13 protein-coding genes and 1 pseudogene are annotated in these 14,511 nt (G+C 51.5%); 7 read left to right on the forward strand and 7 right to left on the reverse strand.

The genetic code is table 11. From position 1 onward, the window contains the following. Positions 1-108 precede the first annotated feature (108 nt). Positions 109-234, forward strand: coding sequence for a DUF4113 domain-containing protein (locus tag IFT57_RS27260; RefSeq protein WP_446731188.1), 126 nt, complete (start codon positions 109-111; stop codon positions 232-234). A gap of 178 nt (positions 235-412) precedes the next feature. Further along, positions 413-1,753, forward strand: coding sequence for a hypothetical protein (locus tag IFT57_RS11510; RefSeq protein ID WP_192151451.1), 1,341 nt, complete (start codon positions 413-415; stop codon positions 1,751-1,753). Positions 1,754-3,100: 1,347 nt separating this feature from the next. On the opposite strand, the gene IFT57_RS11515 is transcribed toward IFT57_RS11510, so the two are convergent. From IFT57_RS11515 to IFT57_RS27265, 3 genes are all read right to left on the reverse strand, one after another. Then, on the reverse strand, positions 3,101-5,323 hold the full coding sequence (locus IFT57_RS11515; RefSeq protein WP_192151452.1) for a hypothetical protein: 2,223 nt from the start codon (positions 5,321-5,323) through the stop codon (positions 3,101-3,103). Between the two features lies 1 nt (position 5,324). Further along, positions 5,325-6,482: an ATP-binding protein gene (locus tag IFT57_RS11520; protein WP_192151453.1), complete on the reverse strand. Its 1,158-nt coding sequence runs from the start codon at positions 6,480-6,482 to the stop codon at positions 5,325-5,327. A 463-nt stretch (positions 6,483-6,945) separates the two neighbouring features. Then, on the reverse strand, positions 6,946-7,338 hold the full coding sequence (locus IFT57_RS27265) for a DUF7693 family protein (protein ID WP_446731189.1): 393 nt from the start codon (positions 7,336-7,338) through the stop codon (positions 6,946-6,948). A 50-nt stretch (positions 7,339-7,388) separates the two neighbouring features. On the opposite strand from IFT57_RS27265, the gene IFT57_RS11525 reads away from it, so the two are divergent. From IFT57_RS11525 to IFT57_RS11545, 5 genes and pseudogenes are all read left to right on the forward strand, one after another. After that, positions 7,389-7,643: a hypothetical protein gene (locus IFT57_RS11525; protein ID WP_192151454.1), complete on the forward strand. Its 255-nt coding sequence runs from the start codon at positions 7,389-7,391 to the stop codon at positions 7,641-7,643. A 25-nt stretch (positions 7,644-7,668) separates the two neighbouring features. Next, positions 7,669-8,174 (forward strand): annotated as a pseudogene (locus IFT57_RS11530) (hypothetical protein). Beyond that, positions 8,164-8,550, forward strand: coding sequence for a hypothetical protein (locus IFT57_RS11535; protein ID WP_192151455.1), 387 nt, complete (start codon positions 8,164-8,166; stop codon positions 8,548-8,550). Before IFT57_RS11530 ends, IFT57_RS11535 begins: the two are co-directional and overlap by 11 nt. A 91-nt stretch (positions 8,551-8,641) precedes the next feature. Further along, on the forward strand, positions 8,642-9,010 hold the full coding sequence (locus tag IFT57_RS11540; RefSeq protein ID WP_192151456.1) for a histone-like nucleoid-structuring protein, MvaT/MvaU family: 369 nt from the start codon (positions 8,642-8,644) through the stop codon (positions 9,008-9,010). Between the two features lie 142 nt (positions 9,011-9,152). Further along, complete coding sequence (locus IFT57_RS11545; RefSeq protein ID WP_192151457.1) at positions 9,153-9,368, forward strand: hypothetical protein; 216 nt, start codon at positions 9,153-9,155, stop codon at positions 9,366-9,368. Between the two features lie 350 nt (positions 9,369-9,718). Here IFT57_RS11545 and herA read toward each other — a convergent pair whose 3' ends face one another. The 4 genes from herA to IFT57_RS11565 all read right to left on the reverse strand — a co-directional run bounded on the left by herA (position 9,719) and on the right by IFT57_RS11565 (position 14,304). Continuing rightward, on the reverse strand, positions 9,719-11,482 hold the full coding sequence (gene herA, locus IFT57_RS11550; RefSeq protein ID WP_192151458.1) for an anti-phage-associated helicase HerA: 1,764 nt from the start codon (positions 11,480-11,482) through the stop codon (positions 9,719-9,721). Beyond that, on the reverse strand, positions 11,479-12,729 hold the full coding sequence (locus tag IFT57_RS11555; protein ID WP_192151459.1) for a DUF4297 family anti-phage-associated protein: 1,251 nt from the start codon (positions 12,727-12,729) through the stop codon (positions 11,479-11,481). The genes herA and IFT57_RS11555 overlap by 4 nt, the downstream gene beginning before the upstream one ends. A gap of 343 nt (positions 12,730-13,072) precedes the next feature. Next, a complete protein-coding gene (locus IFT57_RS11560; RefSeq protein WP_192151460.1) occupies positions 13,073-13,768 on the reverse strand; it encodes a hypothetical protein in 696 nt (231 codons plus the stop codon). Between the two features lie 113 nt (positions 13,769-13,881). Next, complete coding sequence (locus IFT57_RS11565; protein ID WP_192151461.1) at positions 13,882-14,304, reverse strand: hypothetical protein; 423 nt, start codon at positions 14,302-14,304, stop codon at positions 13,882-13,884. Between the last annotated feature and the right edge of the window lie 207 nt (positions 14,305-14,511).

Below are 14,511 nucleotides of genomic sequence, written 5' to 3' on the forward strand. Positions count from 1 at the left end.
TGCTGCTCGGTCTCTGCCAGATAGGCGAATACGCCGATGACTTGTTTGCTGCTTCACAGCCAGTGGCTACCGAGAAGGTTATGGGCTCTTGGACGCTATTAACGGTCGATGGGGTCGTGGCACTGTGAGGTTGGCCAGTGTGCCGGTCGATCCGGAATGGAGATGCGTCGGGAAATGATGAGCCAGAGCTTCACGACAAGGATTGACCAGTTATGGACGGTACAAGCGAAGTGATTTTTGCTGTCTACAGGGTCACGGCATCGTCTACAGATATCTCGACACAGAGCCATCGGTGAGGGAATTGCTCGTCTCGGAAGTGTTAGGATCGCCTTCTGGGAGGCTAGACGGACGAATACGCTCTCCCATGAGTTTGTGAGGTGTGGTTTGCTTAACGATTTATTGGCATTGGCCCGTGGAGAAAGGTTTTAACATGGCGGTGAGGCTGGAGTTTTTAACTCACGACGTTGAAGAGATCGCATTGGCGAGACGCTACTGGGCGATGGACGATGAAGGGGTGTACCTCGAACGGGTCGCGGACATGATTCCGTTTCGAGATATCCAGCAGTCTGGGCAGATCGCCAAGCGAGTTCGTGAGTTCTGCATAGCGTTTGATGAAAACCAACAGTGTCATCTGTGCGGCAATCCGGTGGAGATCAATGGCCGGACTGAGGCTAAAAAGTCTCCCCAAATCTCATCGATCCCTTGCGTGAGTTGCGCGTCGGCTCAGCGTATCAAGCTTGCTGAGCAGCAGGCCCAGGAGGAGCAAAAGGTCAGCAAGATGTTAGTGGATCTGGCTGAGCAGAATGCGTCCGTTGAACTCAATTATGCCGATCTCCCAGATGACGTCATTCTTCTACTGGTCGCTATCAACGCGTTGGTGGCGCCTCGGCTAGCAGAGGGGACTTTTGGGGTTGGCGATTGTGAGGACTTGGCGCCGCTGAATGGCTATGAACTCGTGATGCGGTTAGTCAACGACCATTACCTTCTGCAAGATTATTCCGCTGCGAGGCCTGGTACCTACTACCTCAAGAATGACCAGCTCTGGCGCAAGATATTTCAGGTCGAACTCTTCCTACCCCCTGACATCAATCATGGACGTGGGGCAGACGCATTTAATCTCCTGCAAGAGCGCGTATTTTCTGACGCTGAAGCGCTGATAAATCTTTGGTTGAATTATGCAGTTGGGGATGTCCTGCACTACCTGTTAGACCAATGCAGTACCTACAACCATGATCTGGATCAGGAAGCCGTCGATAAGGTCAAAGCCACCGTTAGGCATGCATTACACACTTACAGTGTCTCGCAGTTATGGTCTGTGATGTGGAAGGTGGTGAGGGACGCCGCGAGCCTTGCAAATCGTGAGTATTACAATCGACCAAAGGCCACTGCCACGATCCCCAACAAGATCAGAAAATTGGTGGAGTCTGCGGATCAGCAAGGTGGGGTTCTGAAATCTTGGGATCGCCCTCAAAATCATATTGCGGGTTCACTGGGGATGGTGTTTTCGAACCTTTTCGGAATCAATGAATATTCTCAAGGTAGTGCCGTGCTAGCTGGCTTCAGGCGCCTTGGTTCCTCTAATCGCCGTGGCAGCGGCGGTGATTTGCGATTGCTGGCAGAGAGCTTTATGCGTCGTGCTTTAGACGATTCAGATCCTTGGGAGGCACTGGAGCTCTTTGCCAATAATGTTCGCGCTGGATTGACGACCGAGGAGGCTATTTTGGAATTTGTGAGTCAGCACGGCGATGTGTGAGCTTGCCCCTGGAATACGTACCCCTTAACCAACTTCATAGATTAAGCGAGGAGTCCCGGCCATGGAGCGCAATGGCGTGGTGACTTGAACTGAAGGCTTCCGAATATCTGTCGGCCGTCTGAGAGGCAATCGTTGATTACCCTGAATTTCGTAAGGCCAGCATTGCGCCGAGAGAGGTCTTACTAATTCTCGGTGCATGTACCTCAGCAGATTCCCGCGATGGAGCATACTCAGGCCTAACCCTCGCTTTGGAAGCACCTCGAATGCCTCAAGCCCAACTGCTGATCCAAGTGATATCCAAGCTCGACACGAACCAGCTTGCGCTCCAAGCGGCTCTGGAGGAGGTCGCATTGTGGATCCGCCAGTGTGGCTCAGAAGACATAGCGGGCGACATTAATAGCGGGCGACATTATCAGTAGCGCTCGATACCCTGAACCAGAATGCTGAATTTATCGCCCAAGGCGTCGCCGAACTCCCTGTGAGCTTGGGAATCGAGACCTGGCGTGGTGAGTGACGTCGCGAGAGATAACCTCGTTTGCTGATTTCAACCTGTTTGCGATCAGCCAGCTCTGGGGCTTCGTCGACCACGCATGGCACATGAGCTAGCTTGAGGTGTAAACCAACTCGAGGTGTACCCCATGCGTATTTGCGAAGAAGACTGGATCTAGCTCATCTCAAAGGCGCGCAGCACCGCATCAGGGTGGCCGCACGCTTTCCCACTCCGTTATGCCTGGCCGTCGCAGGTGACGTCGACTGACTCGGAGGCCAAAGCAGTTGGAATGACCGCAATGGTTTGTCGATTTCGAGGCGTCAGGAATCGCTCCAGATAGCTAGCCCGTCGAGATCGCCGTGGTGTCCACCGACTTCTAGTACCAAGTATTGATTCGTCCTGCTCGATACTGGACGCATTAGTCTCGGGATGCGCAAGTATGCATGGTATTTCGAGGGAGACCCTGCTAGCGGAAGGCGTTGAGACGGGTGTTATTGCAGCCCAGCTTAATGCGACATTCAACGGCGCCAAACTCTGTTCAGACTCTCCGCAAGATGGCTTTTGGCTCGACACTCTCTACGAAGCTGCCGGCATCGAGCCCTCGTTCAAGTTGTTTCCCCTGGAGAGCTTCTTAGGTCGGTCAGCAGTAAATGAGATCTATCGCCTTCTACCAAGTAGGCATGCGCATAGGGCTCTTCCTGATGCTAAATCACTGATGGCCGCCACGCCGGAATACCTCAGCAAAGCAAACAAGGCGCCAACAGTGCCTAGGTAGGGCGGTCGTAGCGGGCGGTCTCACTGCATCCATAGGTAAGAGCGTCGGTCACAGGTTGAAGGTGGCCAACGCTTTAACTGACCTAGAAGGGCGATTCCTCTCCAAAGAGAATCTTGATCGCATCGGTATGACCTGGAAGAGCCAGCCTGATGTTGCGACGAAGCTTCTCGTCCACTTCTTTGTGAAGCCGGATTTTGCCGATGGCCAGTGCAGTGATGAACTCCATGGAAGCATCACCCCGCTCGAAGCCGTGGCCCTGAACAACGCGTAGGATAATGTCGGCCATAGATGCGCTGTGTGTTTCGTGGGCGCTGTAATCAAGCTCAGTGGGCAACGCAGCTCTGAGGAAAGCCCCCTGAATGATCCCGTCGTCGTAGCGAGAGAATATCTCGGGAGAGAGCAATACCTGTTGAAGTTCACCCGACTCTAGTCGCTTCGATTGATCAATTTTGGCGCCTTTCCGGGCGTTCTGCAGGATCCAAACAATCGTCAGGAAGATATCCGTGCATGCGGCCACGGTGACATCGTTATCTCCGCTGACAAACGCGAAGCCCTTTGTAAGCTTCATCTGACCCGGTTGGTAGCTGCTCGGCCAGAACGCAGACTCGGAAAGCCCGTCAGTATTAGCCTTATCGAAAGCTTCAATACGCGCTTTTACAACGTCAGATACGCCTTCCTCTCCAAATGAAAGCAACCGGTTGAGCAGCTTCTGTTCCTGGTGCCAGTGATTGTTGCAAGCGAGGCTGGCAGCCGGAATTTCGATGAAGGATTTGAAAACATACTTGCGACTCCCTTTCGGCGGCTGCGTGAGGTTCGAAGCAAGCTCATCCATCAGCTCATGCGAGCGGCCCAAAAGGGCGCCTACCAGGTAAACGCGAGTGCCAGCCTCTTGGGCAGACCTGAGGCGACGGCTGATGCTTAGGAGCAACGTGCCTCGTTCTGCTGCAGCGGCAACGATGATCACCGACCCGTTGAATTTGGTCTTAGGGTCGAAGGCTGAGGCGCTTACCACATCACAATTAAGGCCCCTTGCCTGGAGAAACGCCAGGGCGTCCATGGCCATCTTTTTACTGGCACTGTCGTCGTCATGGATTATGAGCGATGATGAGGCAGGAGACTCCTCCATGAGCATTTTCTCGAACCACTTTTCAAATTCCCCAGTGCGCACAAGCTTGTCCTTGTCTACCTGTACGGTTCTGTAGCGTTCTCTTTGGGGGATTTGGCTGAAGCACGTGAACAAACCTTTGCCCATGAACGAGAAAAACTTGGTCTGAAGCCCATCAGGCAGGTGACCCATGCCAATGTTGAGCACCCGAGTTTCGGTGTGCTGTGCAACAAATCGTTCGCCATGGATGCGAATGAGCTTACGACCTTCGGTTGACTCACTCTCCGCTACAGATTCGAAGTCCTCGGGCTTCTCAATGGCATGCAGCACGGTGCATGAATCAGATTTGCTGACGAAAGACAGGAAGATCGCCACTCGAGTGGGTGGAGCGCCGTTGACCTTAGCCCACTCTTTAGCGAGTCCACAGTTGGTGGAGGCCGAGATCAGGCATAGTGATGCGGCTGCATCGGCCAAGCTACCATCGCTCAAACCGTCGTGTGAGTGAAACGACTTGATGCTTGAGATAGTTTGGTTGCCGAATTTCGTTTGGAACAGTTGGATCGAGAGCGCTACTGGCAGGAACGCCATGGTGTCCAGGTAAATTGTCTCAGGCTTACTCATGCCGTCGCTTGAGGCATTTTTGATCACCTTGAGGCAGCAGAACGCCAAGAAATGCGAGTGCAGCGTTTCGGTAAGCAGGTTCTCAGCGCGGATGAAATAGTTGGACGCGCGTGAGGAGGGTTTCGAGAACAGAAAACCAGCAGGCGCTTTGGTCAGCACGGATGTGCATTTGACGAGTTTCCGCATTCCAGCTTGGACAAAATTCTCGGTGGCGCGGGTGATGAGCTTGCCGATACCTTTTTCGGCGCCGGCGACTTTTACATACTTCGAGATTTCTCCGTGCTCGTTGAAAAAAGAAAATCCATAAGAAGGTATTCCGCCGTTGGAACGTCGCTCCAGAGCAATCGCAATGGGTGACGTCTTGTCAGCACACTGATCCTTGATCCATGCACGATGACAATCGGGTACTAAAAACGTGACATGATCCGGCAGGATGTAGTCGTTTAGCCGATTCTGCAGGGCTTCGGTGATGTGAGCGTCCGTGATTCGCTCTGGGCCGTTGAAAAAAACCACCACATGAGCTGGTTCAGCGATAGGGGAAGGAGTCAGGGTTACTTCAAAATCGAACAACTCAGGCATCTCAGTTCACCGGAATGCAGATGGTGAATACAGTGCCTTCAGCTGCCACCAGCTCACAGTCACCGCTCCAATTTTTGGGGTTAAACTCTACGACTTGGTCTTGGCCTTGGAATGCTTGATACAAGCAAACTCTCCCAGTGCGGAGACGTACGTAGGCCTTCAGCTTGTTGAGCGCCTGAACTGCGTTGTGCAGGCCCATACCAGAGGTCACTGAATCTTTGGTCGTGACATGTTTTTTGAAGCATTCCAGGGTTGCCTCAAGCTCCACGGCCAGGGGGAGATCGTTGAGAGAATCGACTGGCGCGCCTTGCTTCGCCGAGAGCCAGCGTCGTGCTAGGCCGGGGCCGCTATCGATGACTGAAATCTCAATAAATTCGAGATACTCCGCGTCCTTAAGCATGTTTCGTATCACAAACAAGGCGAACTGCGGCTCTTTGTCCGAAACCAGGTGAATGTCTTCCCTCTTGATCCTTCCGGATTTCACTGAGGTGCCTCTGAGACCCTTCTTGTACTTCACCCCATGCACATCCGTGACTGAGTGCTGATCTGCATTGGCGATCAACTCGGCAAGCACGCTGCCCAGGGCAGGTAACCCCCCCCTGCGAAGTGACTTCTTGTCTTGCTTGCTATGCATCAGCGCGGATGACATTTCCAACAGGCTTGCAAAGGACGAGTGGGAATTTATCTGAGGGCTCGTCTCTCCGTAGTAGAAGGGCTTGATGAACTCCATCTTCGCGAAGTTAATGCTGAAAAGGTTAATGGTGGTAGGGCGCGCTCCTCGTTCGCTTGAGGTGTTACGAAGATCCCCTTCATACATCGCTTCGATCAAGGGCCTGATCACAGTAAGTGCGGCGCGCTTTTCTATCGTTTCATGCGCCTCGGTCATGATGCGAGAAGACATGATCAGAGCCGCGAGGCCAGCTGCAGTCTGGCCGAGTTGCAGAATCAGATCTGGAGCGTTTTCAGTACCCGCATAGAGATGTAGGGCACTTTGCTCGTGCGCGCGGGCCCAACTGATCACCAACTGGGCAAGCGCCGCATCGACCCCAAATAAGCCACCGTGACTCATGGTTTTTGGAAGGCGCAAAGACGCGTCCTCCTGGCAAAGCGGGTATAGGTCTTCGATTTCGTATGTGTTCAGATTCTTGGCAATTTTCATCAGCACCTCAAACAGTCCATCGTTCCGAGTGCTTAACCAGCCTTCTGGAAACACCCAGCCAAATCATATCGCTAAGCATCATGGCGAGGCGCTCGATGACCTCAAGCTCATGAAGAGTGTCCTATCCAGATCGATGATTTTCACCGTGTGTTTTCCAGTAGCTCATTAGCCCGTGGATGGTTCGCTGATATTCTACCAATGGCTACCGGCACCGGTTTCGCTCTGCTCGTTGAACACTCTGGATTCTATGGCCAACAGGTAATCGTCACCAGAATCGACATTGTACAGAAATGAGCAGGGCTTCAAGGTGGAGCAATGGCTATGCGGGGTATCTTGAGAAAGCGGAGCGCGTCAGACGTGAGGATGGAAGCCCGAAGGGCCAAGACTACGGCGAGCATCGCCGGCAGGCTTGGTTCACGACAGCCGTCCCCAAAAGGGGCACGCAATGTCCAAGCAGGCGTTCTTACAACGCTTTCAGTAGTCGCTCCATTGTCCGGTGCTCCCAAGTGCTTAACAAAGCGACGGGGTCAGTACCCAAGCGATTACCCGGGCCAAACGACCAATGCCGACCATCAGGGCTGACGCATTCTTCGCAGTAATCAAGCTCATCATAATCGTTGTACAGAGTTATACGCCATCCTTTGACGCATACTAGGAAGTGGCAGGCATAGACCTCATCCCACGTTTGGCTACCGACCTTCGTCATCGTCCGACGCTCGAAGACGACTTCACGAAGTATCTGGCACACGTCGCTAGCGGTAAGCGCGAGCAAAGGCCTGTCCAATCCTTCGGTTTCATCCATTGGATATCTCTCGCCCCGTACCGATACCTCGTCTTCGGAGAGCTGTCGCATCATTGCCCGTGTGAACGCTATGATCCATACCAACCATCAGCAAGGAGAGCCCCATGGATACGCTAGAAACACTTGGAAGCACCGAGTTCGCGATGACTCGCGCCTTAATCCGCATAGATTCCATTAGCGCAGCAGCGACCGCCCCAGACGCTATCTTTCGCTTTGCTTCCGCTGTGGGCTACGTCAATGCATGCGCGGACATCAAAGCTATCAATGAGAGTGCTTGGGCAAGGCTGCTTGATCTTGCTGACAAAGCCTACGATGCTCATCCCCTGGCCACTGGCCGGTCTGATGATTTCCAAGTGTGAGCAAGCACAGCCCCAGGAAATGACGATGAAGCTTTTTTTGGATTGCGAGTTCACTCAGCTCAACCAGAGCACAAAGCTGATCTCGTTGGCCTTGGTGTCAGAAGGCGGCGATGAATTCTACGTGGAGCTCACAGACACGTATCAAGTCGGGGACTGCAGCGACTTCGTGATCCAGAACGTCCTGCCTCAGCTCAACCTAGCTGCGCACGGGCAAACCTGCTCGAAGCCCAATCCTCACTGCTCGCTTTCCTTTGTGGTCTGGAAGGCCCCCTTGATGTCTGCTCCGATGCTCCTGAATGGGATTGGGATTTTTTCTGCGATCTGGCCTACGTCAATAACCGTTGGCCGGCTCACGTCGCCAATCGCGCAATCAACCTGATCCTGCTGTTCAGGCATCTCGAAGCGGATGATATCGGCGACGTGGTGCTGCCAGAACTTCCACACCACGCGCTGTTAGATGCTCGCATCCTGGCCGACCTTTATCGTCGGCTGGAAACGGATTCAAAACGAGGCATTGGGCATGGTCGATGATCTTAATTCGCGCGAGTCTGTCAGGCGAAAAGCGCTCTGGACACTGTCGCACCTGATACCGGGTGATCCGAAGGCTGCCGCGATTGTGGATATTCTCGACGAGATCGAAGGCCAAGAGCGCGTCGACTTGAACCGGAATCATCAAAGCCTGGGTATCGATGCTGTCCGCAAAGCAGTGCTGATTGAGCGCCACAGTACCGGTATCAGTATTGTGCGCGAAGCAGGCATTCCCCAGCCATGGCGTGAGCGCTTTCTGCAAGCGAGCATCGGATCGACGCGCCTGGTCGATGGCCCGTACGCCCATGATTGGGAAAATTTTCTGACTCAATGGCAGGCTGAGATGAAGCACTTGGATGCTCACAGGTCTGCAAGGTGAGCGCTTCAGCGTTTAGCCTCAGGCGCCCCTTCGATTGTCTACAGTTGACGGCGCTGACTATACTGCCAGCACTGAATATCTGAGGTGCTCCATGTCCCGTCTTGCTGAATTCCGCGCGCTTGAACAGCAGCTTGCTGCCCAATTGGCCGAGCTTGAAACACTGAAAAACGATGATGGTCTAAAGCGTGAGATTGAATTCGAAACGAAACTTCGTGACCTGCTAGGTGAGTATGGTTACAGCTTGCGCAATATCGTCGCCATCCTGGATCCTCAGTCCAATGGCCGCCGCGCTCCAGCTGTTGCTGAGGCTAAGAGCGCCCGCAAAGCTCGCACAGTCAAGGTTTACAAAAACCCTCATTCAGGTGAAGTGGTTGAGACCAAAGGTGGCAATCACAAAGTGCTGAAGGAATGGAAAGCCGAGCACGGTTCCGACACAGTCGAGAGCTGGCTGGCCCGGTAAAAATCTGTTGAGTGCAAATAGAGGGCCCTGCGGGGCCCTTCTTTATGGAGGGGAGAGGAAATGCTTCGTTCAGCAGCGCTTGAGCTGGCAACTAGCTTCAGGTTAGCAGTCGAGTTTGTCGTAGAGACCGGCAAACGTCCCCATGCATATTCAAGGTTTCCCACGCGGATGCTGCGGAATCATTTCTGAGCTCATGGGCGACTATTTGAACACCATGAGGATCGGCGAATTCTTCTATGTTTGCGGCATGAAGGACGGCGCCTCACATGCTTGGCTTGAAGTCGATGAACTGATCGCAGACATCACCGGTGACCGATTCTTCGACCGATTTTGTATCAACCCGGCTGAGCTAGGCTAGGGATTTATATTGCCGATCTATAAGGCTTTTAGATAAGCGATTCGGTGGACATATGACTTCAGATGGATTACCAGCCAGTGTCGCCTTCAAGACGATAATGATTCGGTACCTTTTTGATGGTGGTATGTAGATCCGTCACCACATCAATCCGTCTGATTGCTGGCTGGTTAGGGAGTGAAGAGAAGAGGGCGAATAAGCCCGTCTTGGGCTTGGCTTTTTTGAGCTTCGCCGCACGACTGTATCGAAGGCGTGAAGCATTCTGTTTCGACAGGCCCGACTATATCTGCTGTGACTGGCGGATTGTCGGGCCGCTCGCTTTATTCATCTCTAGGAATTGGTATCAGCTAACGCTATTTCAGCCATTCCTTGGTGATTTGGTCGAAGCTCAGATCCTTCCACTCTTCTTTCCACAGCTCCCAGTATGGGATGTCGGCGGATGACGGAGCTGGATCGCAGACGTCAATTTTTACAAGCGACGGCATTACCAGTGAGTCCCCAATCAAGAGCGCCTCACCGGCGCCCAGGTTTGGCATCTTCTCAATCAGCTTACCTAGCGTATCGGGGAGCAACCTGCGTACATAGTTCTGATCGCTAGGGTTGGTCAGTCGCATTGCTACGAAATTGTTGCACTGAGAGAAAATAGTTTCGGAAATTTCTGAAGGGCGTTGGCTGGAGAGAAGCAGGGTTACGCCATATTTTCGACCTTCCTTTGCGATCCGCTCAATCGACTGTTTGGCAGCCCGATACTTCACGAGCTCACTTGTAGGCACATACTTGTGAGCCTCTTCATAGACGAGCAAAATCGGCGCGTCATTATTGATCGACTCACCCTGCTTGGTTCTGAACACCTTGTAGTGGTACCCATGCTCAAATATCAGTCGAGAAATCAGAGATACCGTGATACTCAAAACCTCGAACGGAATGCCGCTAAGATCAAGGACGGTAACGTTGGCACTTTTGCTTGGGTGATAACCTATGAGATTTCGAAGAGTATCCTCGAGAGAGATTTTCTTGGCTCCGGAGCCAAAGAGAAAACCTAGCCGTTCTTGCGCGACTTTGGACTCAAATCGGGTAAAAAACTTATCCAAGGAGCCATCAGCATACCCACCGTTGCTGATGCTTTCACGCTTTGTAGGGTGAAATTCTAACTTGGTTTCGAAGTATCTATGGATGCGTTCTTGATCGTCTAATAGCAAGCCAGTGGTAGGATCCGTTTTACCTTCTTTCAGCAGCTCATAGGAGCCGTCGTTGATCATGTATATGTTTGAGTTCTTCGAGTTGACCGTCTCGTTTTTTATGTTGAAGAGGGCGTTTAATACCTCGTGGATGTCAAAAAAAACCGGACTGTCGTAAAATATCTTGGAGTAGTCTTTGTTGTGTTTCTTTTTGTTTTCCGTGACGAGGTAACGAAAAACCGATGACTGGTTGTAGTTGTCGCGCTCCCCAGTGTCAAGTAAGACTTCTTCTAGCTCTTCACTATTTAGTAGCCAGTACGGGAGGTTTAAGGTGTTGATGTCAATGTGGTTGGCATCAGGGAAGGCAGCTTTGTATTCGGAATGGATATCGAAGATTATCGCGTGGGAGTTATTTTGAGTTTTGGAGGCGGTTTTGGTTGTCGAGGTTTGTATGATCCTAGTAACCGTATTGGATTTGCCTGCGCCTGTAGACCCAACTACCGCAATATGCTTGTTAAAGAATTTGTTTCCGTCAACTGGTACCCTAATTTCAGGATCGGCGAGTAGTGACGAAAATTCGAATTTCTTTTTGTCAGGAACGGAGTCTTCGAAGATCTTTTTGATATCTTGAAGGGTGGCAGGTTCAACTCCCGTGGGGGGAATGGTTAACGCATCACCTCCCCGAATAAACTTACCATCCTTGATAACGCCGAGCGGGAGAGCTTCGATCACATGTCGACGATTTGCTCTGTCGTCTACTTCGATCAAAAAACTTTCAATAATTGCAATGAGAACGCAGTCTTCATGATCGGTTACCCGGAGATAAGAGCCAACGCGTAATAGCGGGTGGCCCTCAGTAAAGCTGCCCAGATCGTCGACACAGATCCTAACTTTATTTGGATATACTGCTATGACCTCTGCTTTCGATTTCTCTGTCATTTAATCATCTCCTTGATATCGTCTAACGTATCAACCTTGATTGCAGCGTAAAGTGCTGCCTGCGGAATATTTAAGCCCGTGGTGGGCGCGTCGTGGTAAAACTCAAAAACCTGAACTGGACGGCGATGCGTGGCGTTTAATGTGCTTTCAACGTCACATAAATCATCGATCAGTTTCAATCGCGTATCCACGTATGATGTTGGGCCTTTCAGGATAGAGTCAGCATGAAAACCAGATCCTTTGAAATCGTGACCATCTAGGAAGAGGATCGAAGCGTCCCGTAGGGCCAGCTTCAGATTTCTGTGTCCAGCCTCATCTGTGTTCGCTAGGTGGAGATAAGGACAAAAGCGGTCATTATCTGAAACTCTGGAACTTTGGCGATTTGAAAATTTTTTGCTAATTTTCAAGGCCAAGTCAAGCAAATTTGCCGCGTCTGATTGGTGGGCGGGGAGATTTATGATGAAAAACCTAGCTTTGTTCTCAATCGATGTAGCGGTACTTTGTTTGAAGTATTTGTCGCGAACTAAAGTGTTATATTTTTTAGCACCTTGGTAGTGTCTGAGCCAGCTGTTGAATAGCTGGCTCTTGTTGTTTATTTCTTTGATGAACCTGCTTTTCGTGGTCTGTCGATCGGTCAGGTTTTTCTCGATTGCCAAGGTGCGGATATTATTGATTGAGGCCGGATAGAAAAGATTCTCGACATCTTCTCTCGTGGCACCTGGTATAGTTGAAATTAATAGTTTTGTGATGTTCTCAAATTGCTCATCATAGCTCGCAGCATATACGTCGATTTCCAACAGTTCTGCAAACTGGAGTATTTCAGCGTCCGAAATATTATGTTTAGTATGAATAAGTTCGGCTGGAGCCTCTTTTTTCTGTGTGGTGAGGAAATTCGTTTTAATGAAGTCTACGGTTATATTGGTTCGTTCAGGTAGTTTATCTTGACCTTCGTTGTAGTGACCATAGAGCTTGTACTTTGGTAATGGGGTTTTCTTTGAGCCTATTTCTTTGAAATGAATAATCATCGCCGCTATGGCTGGCTTGATCACGGAGTGGTTGTAATCCGTGGCTGCATAGTATTTGCATTGAATGTATTGTTCATTGGAAACATCGTCAATGTCGACGTCCTCGATGCCCTCGACTGTGACAGTGGCATGCTCATTGGCTGCCTGGAGTAGTTGAAGGATCGCGAAGTCGAATTGGTAAAAATAACCCTTGATGGTGGCGTTCGCTGCCCGGTTTACCATTAATATTCCCTATTAAGAATGGCTTCGAGATAGGTGATGCGAATCTGGTGATGCGAATCCGTACCGTCGACCAGATCAGACCCCTACGGGGTTAGGAAGCGTATTATCAACGTACCTATCGCTCGTCTTGAGAGTTCAGTATCCCCCACGGAAGTGGCATGGTGATAGCAAATTTAGCAGGCTTTTCTTGTCTTGAATCAAATTTTTAGGGCGCATTGCGCCATTTCGATGCGCTTCCCTCTCCAGGTGGAACATGCTTGATAGCGACCTTAGGCATTTAGCTTCTGGAGAACGGTCATTGACCTGGCGATTAGAGCGACTATACGGCTCACGTAATTGACTGCTAGGTCATCGTAATGAGCTCCAGAACGTCATCACGCGTCGTGACGGAGAGGGCAATGCTTACCTGCCTGCCATTTACAACAGCAATATCACAAACGCTCGATACAGTTTCGCTGATGTAAGCAGTCTCACTCATCAAAGCGAGCATCCCTAACACCACAGACTGCCTGACTTGGTTGGCTGGCAAGGACTCGAGGGCTTCAGTAACCACAGCCTGCAGCTTGGCCTGCAATGCCTGAGCTTGCTCCATGGAGAAGCCACCCGGGAAGCACATCACTCTACCCTCGGTCAGGACGCATAACGAGTCGGCGCTGTGATACTGGTGGAAGTAGACGAAACGTGTAACGGGCTGATCATTTACCACAGTCGGGTATGTGAACATCCATGATGTCTCGGCCAGATCTGCTGCCAGGCGAGGGCTGTTAGCATGCGCCTCTGCAAATGATTTGCGGGTGTTCAAGATCCATTTCAGTACGACATCAGAACTGTCGAAACCACGATCTCTAGCGAGGGATTTGACGGGATCCAGCATCGCCAGCGAGCCGGCTCCGGTGATGACGCCAGTCTCTGTCCTGACGAGCTTTTCTTCATTGTCACCGCAAGGGACTCTTGCGCCGTTCTCAGTGATTTGGGTTACACGTTTGTCAGCCGCGATGATGACCTCATCACCTAGATGAGCAACCAGAATACAGGTCATGAATTCCCTCTCTATGAGCATTGGCCAGGCCATTAAAGCCGTAGCTAGGCGTGTGGAATCCTACAGGAGCAAGACTCGGTTCAGCTTGTGCGTTCCGTGCTTGGGGGCAACCATTATTCAACGTCAATGGTGTAGGGGTCGTAGTGACGATGTACGTACTCGCCTCCATTTTTCCAAACGATTCGGCCGATCGCGTCATCGTTTGAAATCTGCGCCACATACTTCACGCGTTCAATTTTGCCGCTGGCTGCAGCGTTTTTCACTGCTCGAATAACTCGGTTACGGACGTCCTTGATCCCATCCTCGTTGTTAGCAATTTGGCTGAACCGGACACACCAGACAGTATCGACACCACTTAGCTTGACCCACCCCTGCTCCTTGAGGCTGGCGTCGAAGTCATTTCTCTGGGCCGTCGAGGCACTCTTCAAGTCGAGGGACATCATTGCTCTGATCACTGCGCAGTCCTTTAGTAAACAGTTGAGTTGACCAGGGAATGCCTCTTGCGATCCCTGTGGCTCAAGGCCATATTCCATCATCCAGGGTTTCTAAGTCCAGTGTTACAAGCTCGTCAGGGACGGTGATGTGGTGTCTGATCTAATCCGCAAGCGGAGCCCGCAGGCGCAGCGGTAGAGGCGAGGATGGAAACCCGCAGGGCCGAGACGCCGTCAGGCGGCTTGGTGCATGACAGCCGTACCTTGTGCACCCCAGTGCCCACGAATACGATTTCCCATTACGGTGAGCTA

Source organism: Pseudomonas sp. CFBP 13719 (assembly GCF_014842095.1).
Lineage (GTDB): Bacteria > Pseudomonadota > Gammaproteobacteria > Pseudomonadales > Pseudomonadaceae > Aquipseudomonas.